Source organism: Arthrobacter sp. MDT2-16 (genome assembly GCF_054510925.1).
Window position 1 is genome coordinate 58,724 of record NZ_JBTNDP010000002.1, and the last position, 13,651, is coordinate 72,374.

The 13,651-nt window shown below is 70.6% G+C and carries 13 protein-coding genes; 8 read left to right on the forward strand and 5 right to left on the reverse strand.

The annotated features are described in order from the left end of the window. Positions 1-72 precede the first annotated feature (72 nt). From rapZ to secG, 8 genes are all read left to right on the forward strand, one after another. Positions 73-972, forward strand: a complete 900-nt coding sequence (gene rapZ / locus ACX80N_RS04840; protein ID WP_105030696.1) for an RNase adapter RapZ — start codon at positions 73-75, stop codon at positions 970-972. Then, complete coding sequence (locus tag ACX80N_RS04845; RefSeq protein ID WP_105030695.1) at positions 972-1,997, forward strand: gluconeogenesis factor YvcK family protein; 1,026 nt, start codon at positions 972-974, stop codon at positions 1,995-1,997. The genes rapZ and ACX80N_RS04845 overlap by 1 nt, the downstream gene beginning before the upstream one ends. Positions 1,998-2,007: 10 nt before the next feature. Next, positions 2,008-2,988 carry a DNA-binding protein WhiA gene (gene whiA, locus ACX80N_RS04850; RefSeq protein WP_105030694.1) on the forward strand — a complete coding sequence of 327 codons (981 nt, stop codon included), beginning with the start codon at positions 2,008-2,010 and terminating at the stop codon, positions 2,986-2,988. Positions 2,989-3,114: 126 nt separating this feature from the next. Continuing rightward, positions 3,115-3,744: a superoxide dismutase gene (locus ACX80N_RS04855; protein WP_105030794.1), complete on the forward strand. Its 630-nt coding sequence runs from the start codon at positions 3,115-3,117 to the stop codon at positions 3,742-3,744. Positions 3,745-3,990: 246 nt separating this feature from the next. Beyond that, positions 3,991-5,001, forward strand: coding sequence for a type I glyceraldehyde-3-phosphate dehydrogenase (gap, locus tag ACX80N_RS04860; protein ID WP_105030693.1), 1,011 nt, complete (start codon positions 3,991-3,993; stop codon positions 4,999-5,001). A gap of 12 nt (positions 5,002-5,013) precedes the next feature. Further along, positions 5,014-6,264 (forward strand): phosphoglycerate kinase, encoded by a 1,251-nt coding sequence (locus ACX80N_RS04865; protein ID WP_459338520.1) that lies wholly within the window; start codon positions 5,014-5,016, stop codon positions 6,262-6,264. A gap of 116 nt (positions 6,265-6,380) precedes the next feature. Continuing rightward, positions 6,381-7,196, forward strand: coding sequence for a triose-phosphate isomerase (gene tpiA / locus ACX80N_RS04870; RefSeq protein WP_459338521.1), 816 nt, complete (start codon positions 6,381-6,383; stop codon positions 7,194-7,196). 52 nt (positions 7,197-7,248) lie between these two features. Further along, positions 7,249-7,500, forward strand: coding sequence for a preprotein translocase subunit SecG (gene secG / locus ACX80N_RS04875; RefSeq protein ID WP_043445180.1), 252 nt, complete (start codon positions 7,249-7,251; stop codon positions 7,498-7,500). 95 nt (positions 7,501-7,595) lie between these two features. On the opposite strand, the gene pgl is transcribed toward secG, so the two are convergent. The 5 genes from pgl to tal are packed head-to-tail and all read right to left on the reverse strand — an operon-like array spanning position 7,596 to position 13,649. Beyond that, complete coding sequence (gene pgl, locus ACX80N_RS04880; RefSeq protein ID WP_459338522.1) at positions 7,596-8,411, reverse strand: 6-phosphogluconolactonase; 816 nt, start codon at positions 8,409-8,411, stop codon at positions 7,596-7,598. Next, a complete protein-coding gene (locus ACX80N_RS04885; protein WP_105030689.1) occupies positions 8,401-9,345 on the reverse strand; it encodes a glucose-6-phosphate dehydrogenase assembly protein OpcA in 945 nt (314 codons plus the stop codon). Before ACX80N_RS04885 ends, pgl begins: the two co-directional genes overlap by 11 nt. Beyond that, on the reverse strand, positions 9,342-10,886 hold the full coding sequence (gene zwf, locus ACX80N_RS04890) for a glucose-6-phosphate dehydrogenase (protein ID WP_459338523.1): 1,545 nt from the start codon (positions 10,884-10,886) through the stop codon (positions 9,342-9,344). Before zwf ends, ACX80N_RS04885 begins: the two co-directional genes overlap by 4 nt. 2 nt (positions 10,887-10,888) lie before the next feature. Next, positions 10,889-12,532, reverse strand: a complete 1,644-nt coding sequence (locus ACX80N_RS04895; protein ID WP_459338524.1) for a glucose-6-phosphate isomerase — start codon at positions 12,530-12,532, stop codon at positions 10,889-10,891. Between the two features lie 4 nt (positions 12,533-12,536). Then, positions 12,537-13,649 (reverse strand): transaldolase, encoded by a 1,113-nt coding sequence (gene tal / locus ACX80N_RS04900; RefSeq protein ID WP_459338525.1) that lies wholly within the window; start codon positions 13,647-13,649, stop codon positions 12,537-12,539. Positions 13,650-13,651: the final 2 nt, after the last annotated feature.

The window sequence follows — 13,651 nt, forward strand, 5'->3', positions numbered from 1 at the left end:
GGCGCCGCGCAGACCACCCCAGGGCAGGCCGGGACACCGGTCGCCCCGTCGAGCCGGAACGGATGCACCACGATGACTGAGGCCACGAGCCTGACTCCGGTCGAACCCACCGAATCCGAGCTGCTGGTGGTCACCGGCATGTCCGGGGCGGGCCGCAGCACGGCCGCGAACGCCCTCGAGGACCACGGCTGGTACGTCGTGGAGAACCTCCCCCCGCAGATGCTCGCCATGCTGACGGAGCTCGTCGCGCGGACGCCGCAGTCGATGCCCAAGCTGGCCGTGGTGATCGACGTGCGCGGCAAGGAGCTCTTCAGCGACATCAAGGCCTCCCTCGCCGGCCTCCGGTCCGCCGGCGTGAACTACCGCGTGCTGTTCCTCGACGCCGACGACGCCGTCCTGGTCCGCCGGTTCGAGCAGGGCCGCCGCCCGCACCCCCTGCAGGGCGACGGCCGCATCCTGGACGGCATCGCCGCCGAGCGCGAGGTGCTCAAGGAGCTCAAGCACTCCTCGGACGACGTCATCGACACGACCGACCTCAACGTGCACGCCCTGGCCACGAAGGTCACCGAGCTGTTCTCCGAGTCCGGTCCGATCGTCCTGCGGCTCAACGTCATGAGCTTCGGCTTCAAGTACGGACTCCCGGCCGACGCCAACTACGTCGCCGACGTCCGCTTCATCCCCAATCCCCACTGGGTGCCCGCCCTGCGTCCCCAGACAGGACTCGACGAGCCGGTGCGCGACTACGTGCTCGCCGCCCAGGGTGCCGGCGACTTCATCGAGCGGTACGTGAACGCACTGGTGCCGGTGCTCGACGGCTACCGCCGCGAGAACAAGCACTACGCCACCATCGCGGTGGGCTGCACGGGCGGCAAGCACCGCTCGGTGGCCGTCACCGAGGAGATCGCGCAGCGCCTGGCCCAGCTGCCGGGAGTGCAGGTCGCAGCGCATCACCGCGACCTCGGACGTGAGTAGTGGGACTGTTCTCCGGACCCCTGCCCCTCGTCCCTCCGTCCGCCCGACGGCAGGGCGACGGGACGGGCGCCGGGCCCTCCGTCGTCGCCCTGGGTGGCGGCCACGGCCTCTCGGCGTCCCTCGCGGCCCTGCGCCACCTGACGCAGGAACTGACCGCGGTGGTCACGGTGGCGGACGACGGCGGCTCCTCCGGGCGGCTCCGGCACGAGTTCGGGGTGCTGCCGCCCGGTGACCTGCGCATGGCCCTCTCCGCCCTGTGCGACGACACGGACTGGGGGAGGACCTGGCGCGACGTCATGCAGCACCGCTTCGCCTCGCGCGACGGCGTCGAGAGCCCGCTCGACGACCACGCCCTCGGCAACCTGCTGATCGTCACGCTGTGGGAACTGCTCGGGGACCCGGTGGCGGGCCTGCAGTGGGCCGGCGCCCTTCTCGGGGCGCGCGGGCGTGTCCTGCCGATGGCGAGCGTGCCCCTGACCATCGAGGGCGACGTCCTCAGCGAGGTGGACGGCAGCCTCCGGGTCACGACCGTCACCGGGCAGGCGAAGCTCGCGGTCGCCGCCGCGTCCGGCAACGTGAGCAGCGTCCGGCTGCTGCCGGCCGTCGCCCCCGCCTGCGCGGACGCGCTGGAGGCGATCGAGCTCGCCGACTGGGTGGTCCTCGGCCCCGGTTCCTGGTACACCTCGGTGCTGCCCCACCTGCTGCTCCCGGAACTCCGCGACGCCCTGTGCCGCACCTCGGCACGGCGCTGCCTCACGATGAACCTGAGCAACGACACCAAGGAGACCCAGGGCATGAGCGCGGTCGACCACCTCCATGTGATCTCGCGGTACGCGCCCGATTTCACGGTGGACGTCGTACTCGCGGACCCGGCCGTGATAGCCGACCGGGACGAGTTCGAGCGAGCCGTCGCGGAGATGGGTGGACGCGCCGTCTTCGGTACAGTGGGGGTCTCGACCGGTAAGCCTGTGCACGACCCGCTGCGGCTGGCGACGTCCTACAACGACATGTTTGCGGAGAACTAGGAGTGGATCTGTGGCCCTGACCGCCGACGTCAAAGAGGAGCTGTCGCACCTCGACGTCAAGAAGTCCTCGGTCCGCAAGGCCGAGGTGTCCGCGCTCCTGAGGTTCGCAGGGGGCCTCCACATCATCTCCGGCAGGATCGTCATCGAGGCCGAGGTGGACCTCGCGTCCACCGCCCGGCGGCTCCGCGCGGCCATCGCCGAGGTCTACGGCCACAACAGCGAGATCATCGTCGTCACCGGCGGGGGGCTGAAGCGCGGCAACCGCTACGTGGTCCGCGTGGTGCGCGACGGCGAGTCCCTGGCCCGGCAGACCGGGCTTCTCGACAGCCGCGGCCGCCCGGTCCGGGGCCTTCCCTCCGCCGTGGTCAACGGTTCGACGGCGGACGCCGAAGCCGTCTGGCGGGGCGCGTTCCTGGCCCACGGCTCGCTGACCGAACCGGGGCGGTCCTCGTCCCTGGAGGTCACCTGCCCCGGGCCGGAGTCGGCCCTGGCGCTCGTCGGTGCAGCACGCCGCCTCGACATCTCCGCGAAGGCGCGGGAGGTCCGTGGCATCGACCGCGTGGTCATCCGCGACGGTGACACCATCGCCGCGCTCCTGACCCGCATGGGCGCCCATGACGCACTGATGGTGTGGGAGGAACGGCGGATGCGCAAGGAGGTCCGCGCCACGGCGAACCGCCTCGCCAACTTCGACGACGCCAACCTGCGCCGGTCCGCACAGGCGGCGGTCGCCGCCGGAGCCCGGGTGGAGCGCGCCCTCGAGATCCTGGGCGAGAACGTCCCCGAGCACCTGCGCTACGCGGGCGAACTGCGCGTGGCGCACAAGCAGGCGAGCCTGGACGAACTCGGCCGTCTCGCCGACCCGCCCATGACGAAGGACGCCATTGCCGGACGCATCCGGCGCCTGCTCGCCATGGCGGACAAGAGGGCCTCCGACATCGGGATCCCGGGGACGGACGCGAATGTGACCGCGGACATGCTCGACGAGTGAAGAAGTGCATAGGATGGGACAGCAAGCCCGCTTCGTATCAGGCGGGCCGCCCGTCGTCCGGGCTCCCCACGGGGCAGCCGAGCGCGGGCACCCGAGACCACCCGCGATCACCCCATGGAGGACTACGTGAGCGAATACGTACTGCCGGATCTTGACTACGACTACGCCGCACTGGAGCCGCACATCTCGGGCCGGATCATGGAGCTCCACCACTCCAAGCACCAGGCCACCTACGTCAAGGGCGCCAACGACGCCCTGGCACAGCTCGCCGAAGCCCGCGCCAAGGGCGAGTTCGGCACTATCCCGAAGCTCTCCAAGGACCTCGCATTCCACGTCGGCGGTGTGATCAACCACAGCATCTTCTGGAAGAACATGTCCCCCGAGGGCGGCGACAAGCCCGAGGGCGAGCTCGCAGCAGCCCTGGACGACGCCTTCGGCTCCTTCGACGCGTTCCGCGCCCACTTCACCGCCGCGGCCACCTCGCTGCAGGGCTCCGGCTGGGCCGTCCTCGCGTACGAACCCCTGGGAAAGAACATCGTCATCGAGCAGCTCTACGACCAGCAGGGCAACGTGCCCGTGGGAACCATCCCGCTGCTCATGCTCGACATGTGGGAGCACGCCTTCTACCTCGACTACGTCAACGTGAAGCCCGACTACGTGAAGGCGTGGTGGAACCTGGTGAACTGGGCCGACGTCCAGACCCGCTTCCAGGCGGCACGCACCGGCGCATCGACCCTCATCACCCCCGGCTCCTGACGCCCGGCGCCGCGAAGGGCCGCGCGTGCATCAATCAGCGCCCGTCCCGCAACCGGCGTCAGGGGTGCGGGCGACATGCCGCGCTGAGTAAGGTGGGAACCGTGCACGGCTCAGTCCGTGCACGGTTCCCAGCAGGACCCGATTGATTTCGGCACGAAGGTGTGCCCGGTACCAGATGTATTCGTCGCCGGCGTCGCCCGAGAAGGGTTTTCACGGCGGCACCACCTATGAAGGAGATGGAACCCAGTGACTACCCGTGTTGGAATCAACGGCTTCGGCCGTATCGGACGCAACTACTTCCGCGCCGCCCTCGAGCAGGGCGCCGACCTCGAGATCGTGGCCGTCAACGACCTCACGAGCCCTGAGGCCCTCGCCCACCTGCTCAAGTACGACTCCGTCACGGGCCGCCTGAAGGCGTCCGTCGAGGTCGACGGCGGCGACCTCGTGGTCGACGGCAAGCGCGTCCGCGTGCTGGCCGAGCGCGATCCCGCGAACCTGCCCTGGGCAGACCTCGGCGTCGACATCGTCATCGAGTCCACCGGGTTCTTCACGAAGGCCGCGGACGCGCAGAAGCACATCGACGCAGGCGCCAAGAAGGTCCTGATCTCCGCTCCCGCCTCCGACGAGGACATCACCGTGGTGCTCGGCGTCAACGACGGCGACTACGACCCCGAGAACCACCACATCATCTCGAACGCGTCCTGCACCACGAACTGCCTCGGCCCCCTCGCGAAGGTGCTGCACGACGCCTTCGGCATCGAGCGCGGCCTCATGACGACGGTCCACGCCTACACCGCCGACCAGAACCTCCAGGACGGCCCCCACAAGGACCTCCGCCGCGCCCGCGCAGCGGCCATCAACATGGTCCCCACCTCCACGGGTGCGGCGAAGGCGATCGGCCTGGTCCTGCCGGAGCTCAAGGGCAAGCTCGACGGCTACGCGATCCGCGTGCCCGTCCCCACCGGTTCCGCCACCGACCTCACCGTCACCGTAGGCCGTGAGGTCTCCGTGGACGAGGTCAACGAGGCCTACCGCGCCGCCGCAGCCGACGGCTCCCTCAAGGGTTACCTCGCCTACACGGACGCGCCGATCGTCTCCTCGGACATCGTCACGGACCCCGCGTCATGCATCTTCGACTCGGGTCTGACCAAGGTCCTCGGCAACCAGGTCAAGGTGGTCGGCTGGTACGACAACGAGTGGGGCTACTCGAACCGCCTGGTCGACCTGACCGAAATCGTCGCCGCCAAGCTCTCCTAGGCGGACCCGGCCGTGGCTTACGCATCACTCGACGACCTCCTCGCCGAAGGTGTCCGGGGGCGCCGTGTCGTCGTGCGCTCGGACCTCAACGTGCCCCTCGAGGGCGAGGTCCCCTCGCTGAGGGTCACCGACGACGGACGGGTCCGCGCGTCCCTGCCCGTGCTGCGCAGGCTCACCGAGGCGGGAGCGGCGGTCATCGTCGTCGCCCACCTCGGGCGGCCCAAGGGCGCACCCGAGGAGAAGTACTCGCTCAGGCCGGCGGTCGACGCCCTCCGCGGGCTCGCCGACTTCCCGGTCACGCTCGCCCCGGATACCACCGGCGTGGGGGCGCGCACAGCGGCGGCCGCGCTGGCCGACGGCGAGGTGCTCGTCCTCGAGAACGTGCGCTTTGACGCCCGGGAGACCAGCAAGGACGACGCCGAGCGGCAGACCTTCGCGCGTGAACTGGCGGACCTGGCCGGCGCCGACGGTGCGTACGTCGACGACGCCTTCGGTGCGGTGCACCGCCGGCACGCGAGCGTGTACGACATCGCGGCGCTGCTGCCCGCCTATCAGGGCGACCTGGTCCGCGCGGAACTCGTGGTCCTCGAACGGCTGACCAAGGACCCGCAGCGGCCCTTCGTCGTGGTGCTGGGAGGGTCGAAGGTGTCGGACAAGCTCGCCGTGATCGAGAACCTCATCGGCACCGCCGACCGCATCCTCGTGGGCGGCGGCATGGTGTTCACGTTCCTGGCCGCGCAGGGCCACGCGGTGGGCGCGAGCCTGCTCGAGGAGGACCAGATCGACACGGTCCGCGGCTACCTCGAGCGCGGGCCGCAGGACGGCACGCGGTTCGTGCTGCCGACGGACATCGTCGTGGCGGAGAAGTTCGCGGCCGACGCCGGCCACAGCGTCGTCGCCGCCGACGCCATCGAGTCCAGTACCTACGGCGCCTCCGGGATCGGCCTCGACATCGGCCCGGTGACGGGCGAGGACTTCGCGGCGAACATCGCCGAGGCGAGGACCGTGTTCTGGAACGGACCCATGGGCGTCTTCGAGTTCGAGGCCTTCGCCGGCGGCACGCGTGCCGTCGCGCAGGCCCTCACCGATGCCCAGGCGAGCGGGGCCCTGACGGTGGTGGGTGGAGGCGACTCCGCCGCCGCCGTGCGCGGCCTCGGCTTCGCCGACGAGCAGTTCGGGCACATCTCCACCGGTGGCGGCGCGAGCCTCGAGTACCTCGAGGGCAAGGAGCTGCCCGGGTTGACCGCCCTGGCACGCGACTAGCGGGACCGGCCGCCCGGCACGGGCGCACAGTACTGGCGGGATCCGCAGGGCCGAGGCCGCGCGGATCCCGCTGTCATGGAACCACCAGTGATGCAACGAACAGATGGAGTAGGACGATGACCACCTCGACCAACGGCGCCTTCGACCGCCGGCCGCTCATCGCGGGCAACTGGAAGATGAACCTGGACCACATGCAGGGCATCACCTTCCTGCAGAAGCTCGCCTGGACGCTCGACGACGCAGGCCATGACTTCGCGCGGGTCGAGGTGTCGGTCTTCCCGCCGTTCACCGACCTCCGCGGCGTGCAGACCCTCGTCAAGGGCGACGACCTGCAGCTCGTGTACGGCGGGCAGGACCTCTCGCCCGAGGACTCCGGCGCGTACACCGGCGACATCTCGGGCCAGTTCCTGGCCAGGCTCGACTGCACGTACGTGCTGGTGGGCCACTCGGAGCGCCGCACCCTCCACTCCGAGTCGGACGAGCTGCTGAACCGCAAGGTGCATGCCGCCTACCGCCACGGAGTGGTCCCCATCCTCTGCGTCGGCGAGGGCCTCGAGGTCCGCCAGGCCGACACCCACGTGGCGCACACGCTCGAGCAGGTGCGCGCCGGTGTGGCCGGGCTCTCGCCCGAGCAGGCTGCCTCCCTCGTCATCGCCTACGAGCCCGTCTGGGCCATCGGCACGGGCGAGGTCGCGGGCCCCGGCGACGCACAGGAGATGTGCGCCGCGATCCGCGCGGAACTCGACTCGCTGTTCGACGCCTCGAGCGCCGCGGCCACGCGCCTGCTGTACGGCGGGTCGGTCAAGGCGGCCAGTGCCGCCAGCATCCTCAGGGAGCGCGACGTCGACGGCGTCCTCGTCGGCGGTGCGAGCCTCGATGTGTCCGAGTTTGCTAGTATTGTCAGGTTCGAACAGCATCTGGTGACAGACTAGTTCCGTGCGCCGGCCGCTCCGGACAGCGGCCATCCAGCCTTGAAAGGGCCCCGTGGAAATCCTTCGTATCATCCTGCTCGTCCTGCTCGGGATCACCAGCCTCCTGCTGACCCTGCTGATCCTCCTCCACAAGGGTCGTGGCGGCGGCATGTCGGACATGTTCGGTGGCGGCATGACCTCGAGCATGGGGTCCTCCGGCGTCGCCGAGCGCAACCTCAACCGGTTCACCGTGGCCCTCGGGCTCGCGTGGGGTGTGGTCATCGTTGCCCTCGGCCTCATCCAGCGGTTCGCCGGCGAGTCGTAGGCCCCGCAGCACCCGCGACGAAGCCCCCGTCTCCTCGAGGAGACGGGGGCTTCGTCGTGCAACGGGTCGTGCAGGGACGGGACGAACCGGGTGCGTCAGTCGACGGTGTCGTCGTCGTGGTTGATCAGGCGGCCGGGCAGCTTCTGCGCCGCGTCCTGGTCGATCAGCCACAGCGTCCTGCTGAGGCCGCGCGCGCCCGCGGCGGGCACCTGGACGTGCCCGGCTCCGGCGAGGGCGAGCCCCACGGCGCCGGCCTTGTCGCTGCCACTGACCGAGAGCCACACCTCCTGCGCCGTGGTGATGGCCTCCAGCGTCAGGGAGACGCGCTGCGGTGGCGGCTTCGGGGCGTCGGGCACGCCCACCGTCGTCGCGCCCTTGGTGCGGATCCCGGCCAGTTCGGGGAACAGCGAGGCGACATGCGCGTCCGGCCCGACCCCCAGGAGGAGGACGTCGAAGCGGGGGAGGCGCGGATCCGGCTGGACCGTGTTCTCGTCAGCCGCGAGTTCGGCACGCGCGGCGGCGGCGAGCTGCTCCGCGTAGTCCGCAGCGGCCGCGTCCTCGTCGGGGAACTCGTCCCGCGACCCGAACTCGTGGATCTTCACCGGGTCGACCTCGATGCGGTCGAGGAGCGCGGCGCGGGCCTGCACGGCGTTGCGGTCCGGGTCCTCCGCGTGCAGGAAACGCTCGTCGCCCCACCAGAAGTGCACGTTGGCCCAGTCGACGGCCGTGTGCGCCGGTGATTCCGCCACCGCCTGCAGCGCGGCCGTCCCGATTGACCCGCCGGTCAGTACGACGGTCGCCGTCCCGCGTTCGCCCTGCACGTCGACCAGACGCGTGATGAGGCGCGCCGCCACGGCCGCCGCGAGGGAGGTCTGGGAGGGATGGATGCTGACTCTCGGCTCAGCGCTCATTCGATCGCACACTCCTCAGGTTGGTCCGGGCCAGGCCCTCCGTGATCACTTCGCCGAAGGTCTCGTCCGGATCCAGGCGTCTGAGCTCCTCGGCGAGGCAGTCGCGCAGGCCCCGCCGCGGCAGGGAGATGCGCTGGACCGGCTGGTCCGGCTGGTGCAGCTCGGCGACGTCGTGGCCGGGGCGGTGCAGCTCCACGTCGCCTCCGCGGCGGGTCAGGCGCACACGTTTCAGCCCTGTCCCGGCCGGACCCGCGGTGATCGTGACGGGCGCCTCGAGGGCCTTCGTCAGCCACGCGGCGAGCAGCACGGTGCTGGGGGAGTCGGACGCCCCCTCCACCATGACGGCCGTGATGGGTTGGTCGCCCTCGAGCTGGTCGAGGACCGCCGCCAGCTGGATGCGCCAGTTCGTCAGGCGCGTCCAGGCGAGGTCGGTGTCGCCGGCGGTGTAGGTGCTGCTGATGTTGAACAGGGCCGCCGTGGGGTCCGGTTCGTTGGCGGAGTCGGTGATCCTGCGGTGGGCGATGCTGCCGATCGACGACTGCGACGCCGCCTCGGGTACGCCGTGCGGCCACCAGGCCACGATCGGCGCATCGGGGAGCAGCAGCGCCGAGACCAGCGACTCGTTCTCCTCGGAGAGCTCGCCGTATCCGCGCAGGACCACCACCTCCGAGGCTCCGGCGTCACCGCCGACCCGGATCTGGGCGTCGAGGCGCGTATCCTCGTCGGCGGAGCCCTCGGCCAGGACGATGATCCGGCACGGGTGCTCGCGGCTCGCCTCGTTCGCGGCGTCGATGGCCTCCTCCTCGTAGCCGGAGCGGGTGATGACGACAAGCGTCAGGACGCGTCCGAGCGCGACGACGCCGCCGCGATCGCGCATCGCCATCAGTTCCTTCGACACCTTCGAGGTGGTGGTGTCGGGCAGGTCCACGATCATGGTCTTCTCCAGGTTCGTCCGTCGGCCGCGAGCAGCTGGTCGGCGGAGGCCGGTCCCCAGCTGCCCGGTACGTAGGGTTCGGGCTGGCCGTCGAGGGAGGCCCAGTACTCCTCGAACGGGTCGAGGATCTTCCAGGACAGTTCCACCTCCTGCTGCCGGGGGAACAGCGGTGGCTCGCCGAGGAGCACGTCGAGGATGAGCCGCTCGTAGGCCTCGGGGCTGGACTCCGTGAAGGAGTGGCCGTAGCCGAAGTCCATGGTGACGTCGCGGACCTCCGCCTGGGTGCCGGGAACCTTGGATCCGAAGCGGATGGTCACGCCCTCGTCGGGCTGCACCCGGATGACCACGGCGTTCTGCCCGAAGTCCTCGGAGCCGTGGTCGCGGAACAGGAGGTTCGGGGCACGCTTGAAGACGACGGCGATCTCGGTCACCCTGCGTCCCAGGCGTTTGCCGGCGCGCAGGTAGAAGGGCACCCCGGACCAGCGGCGCGTGTTGATGTCGAGGCGGATCGCTGCGAAGCTCTCGGTCGTCGAGTCGTCGGGGATGCCCTCCTCCTCGAGGAAGCCGTTGACGCGCTCACCGCCCTGCCAGCCGGCCTCGTACTGTCCGCGCGCCGACCGTCCCGCGAGGTCCTCGGGCAGGGAGACGGCCGCGAGCACCTTCTCCTTCTCCGAGCGCAGGTGGTCGGCGTCGAACGAGATCGGCTCCTCCATCGCCGTGAGGGCGAGCAGCTGCAGCAGGTGGTTCTGGATGACGTCGCGCGCCGCGCCCACGCCGTCGTAGTAGCCGGCCCTGCTGCCGATCCCGATGTCCTCGGCCATGGTGATCTGCACGTGGTCCACGTAGTTGGCGTTCCACAGCGGCTCGAAGAGCTGGTTCGCGAAGCGAAGCGCCAGGATGTTCTGGACGGTCTCCTTGCCCAGGTAGTGGTCGATCCTGAACACCGCGTCGGGCGGGAAGACCTCCTCGACGATCCCGTTGAGTTCACGGGCCGATGCGAGGTCGTGCCCGAACGGCTTCTCGATCACCACGCGGCGCCACTGGCCGTCGTCGGGCTTCGCCAGGCCGTGCTCGGAGAGCTTCTCGCAGACCGCTTCGAACGCCTTGGGCGGTATCGAGAGGTAGAACGCGGCATTGCCCCGCGTACCCCTGCTCTGGTCCAGCCCGTCGAGGCACTCCCTGAGCTTCTTGAATGCCTCGTCGTCGTCGAAGTTGCCCTGGACGAAGCGGATACCGGCGGAGAGCTGCTCCCACACCGTCTCGTTGAACGGCGTCCGGGCGTACTGCGTCACCGACTCCCGGACCTGCTCCACGAACTCCTCGTCGCTCCACTCACGGCGGCCGAAACCCACCAGGCCGAAGCTCGGAGGCAGGAGCCCGCGGTTCGCGAGGTCGTAGATGGCCGGCATCAGCTTCTTCCGGGCGAGGTCGCCCGTCACGCCGAACAGGACCAGGGAGGCGGGACCGGCGATCCGGCTCAGCCGCCGGTCCCTCGGATCCCGCAGGGGATTGGCCGGCCTCGCCGGGGTGCTGTCGGGCATGCTCAACCGTTCCCGTGCCCCTGGCCGGCGGCCAGGGAGGCGACGACGTCGCGCAGCTGCGCGACACCGGCGGTCCGGTCGGTCAGGTGGAGGCGCAGCACGGGGCGGCCGTGGTCGCTCAGCACCTGGGCGTCGCCGGCGGCCTGCGCGGAGATGAGTTCCCCGAAGGTGAACGGCCGGTCGGGGATCGCGAGGTCCGTGCTGGCTGCCCCGGTGAGCTGCAGGTACGCCCCGATCGGTGAGCCGCCCTTGTGGTACTGGCCGGTGGAGTGCAGGAAGCGCGGGCCCCAGCCGAAGGTGACCGGGCGGCCGGTGGCCGCGGCGAGCGGCGAGCGGATCTCCTCGAGCGCCGCCTGGTGGTGGCGGTCGAGGTAGGCCTGCACGGAGAGGTAGCCGTTGGCCGGGAGGGCCGCGAGGAGGGCCTCGAGGGCCTCGGCGACTGTGCTGGAGGAGCCGAGCAGGCCCGCGTCGCCGCGCACCTCCACGGCGCCGTCGACGAAGGCGGCCGGGACGGGTTCGGGCTGCGCGTCGAGCAGTCCGCGCGCGGCCGTCTTGGCGGCCTCGACGTCGGGCTGGTCGAACGGGTTGATGCCGAGCAGCCGCCCGGCGACGGCGACGGCGTACTCCCAGACGAACAGCTGGCTGCCCAGCGTCCCGCTGACCGTGATGCGCGTGCCGCCCGTCGTCTCGTCGCTCGGGGCCTCGTCGAACGGTGCGAGGAGGACGGGCAGGACGTCGTCCGCCACCTCGGCCAGCTCGGGGGCGTCGGCTGAGGCGACCACGGGGAGCAGGCCCGTGCCGAGCTTGCCGGTGGACTCCGCGATGAGCTGCTCCGCCCAGTCGGCGAAGCCGGGCAGGCCGGATCCGGCGTCCGCGAAGACGATCTTGTCCCGCAGCGGTGTGGTCCCGCCGAGGACGGCTCCGAGCTGCAGGCCCACGTTGTCGGGGACGTCGTCGCCGAGGAACTCCGCGGCGTCCTCGGCGTCGTCGAGCAGCGCCTCCACGTCCGCGCCGGCGAGCCCGGACGGGACGAGGCCGAAGGCTGTGAGCGCCGAGTAGCGGCCGCCCACCTCCGGGTCGGCCGTGAAGACCCTGCGGTAGCCCGCCTTGCGCGATGCCTCCTCGAGCGGCGAGCCCGGGTCGGTGACGACGACGATGCGCGAGGCGGCGTCGATCCCGGCGTCGGTGAACGCCTGCTCGAACAGGCGGCGCTGTGAGTCCGTCTCCACGGTGGACCCGGACTTCGAGGACACCACGATCACGGTGCGCTGCAGGTCCACCTCGAGCGCCGCGCGGACCTGCTCGGGGTCCGTGGCGTCGAGGACGACGAGCGGGACGCCGGCCTCCTTGGTGATGACCTCGGGCGCGAGGGACGAGCCGCCCATGCCGCAGAGCACGACGCGGTCCACGCCCTCGGCGTGGAGGTCGGCGCGGAGGCCCGCGATCTCCGGCAGAAGGGCGCGGGAGCCGTCGAAGAGGTCGATCCAGCCGAGGCGGATCGAGGCTTCCGGTTCGGCGTCGGCGCCCCACAGGGTGGCGTCCTTGGCCATCAGGCGTGAGGCGATGCGGTCGTTCACGAGTGCCGGCACGGCCGCGTCGACGGCGGCGAGGGCATCTCCCGATGCGGTGAGAGCGAAGGAACCCATGGGATCAGCCCTTCGCGGCGTCGAGGGCGGTCTGGACGGTCTCGAGGAGTTCCGCCCAGCTGGCCACGAACTTGTCCAGGCCCTCGGTCTCGAGCTGCTCCACCACCTCGTCGTAGGAGACGCCGACGGCGTCGAGCCGGTTGAGGAGCTCGTTGGACTCCTCGTACGTGCCGGTCACGGTGTCACCCTCGACGACGCCGTGGTCGCTGGTCGCGAGGAGCGTCTTCTCCGGCATGGTGTTGACCACGTTCGGGGCCACAAGGCCCGTGACGTAGAGCGTGTCGGGCAGGTTCGGGTCCTTGACGCCCGTCGACGCCCACAGGGGGCGCTGCGCATTGGCGCCCGCCGCGGCGAGGACCTGCCAGCGCTCGGAGGCGAACTGCTCCTCGAAGATCTGGTAGGCGAGCCGCGCGTTGGCGAGGCCGGCCTTGCCCTTCAGGGCCGCGGCCTCATCGGTGCCGATCGTGTCGAGCCGCGCATCGATCTCGGCGTCCACCCGGGAGACGAAGAAGGAGGCGACCGAGGTGATCTTCGTCAGGTCGTGCCCGTTCTCCTTCGCCTGCTCGATGCCGAGCATGAAGGCGTTGATGACGGCACGGTAGCGCTCGAGGGAGAAGATCAGGGTGACGTTGACGCTGATGCCCGCGGCGATCGTCTCGGTGATGGCCTCGAGGCCCTCGATCGTCGCGGGGATCTTGATGAGCACGTTGGTGCGCTGCACCTTGGCGTGCAGGCGCTTGGCCTCGGCGATGGTGCCCTGGGTGTCGCGTGACAGGCGGGGGTCCACCTCGATGGAGATGCGGCCGTCGGCGCCGTTGGTGCGCTTGGCCTCGGCAGCGAAGAGATCGCAGGCCTGGGCGACGTCGTGCGTGGTGATGTCGAAGACCGCCTGGTCGACGTCGGCACCGGCCTCGGCGAGGGCCCCCACCTGGGAGGCGTAGGACTCGCCGTTCTTCAGCGCCGCGGCGAAGATGCTCGGGTTGGTCGTGACGCCGACGACGTTCAGGTCCTCGATGAGGTGCTTGAAGGCGCCCGAGTTGATGCGTTCCCGGGAGAGGTCGTCGAGCCAGATGGAGACTCCGGCAGCCGAGAGGTCGGCAGTGGGTGATGCGGTCATGG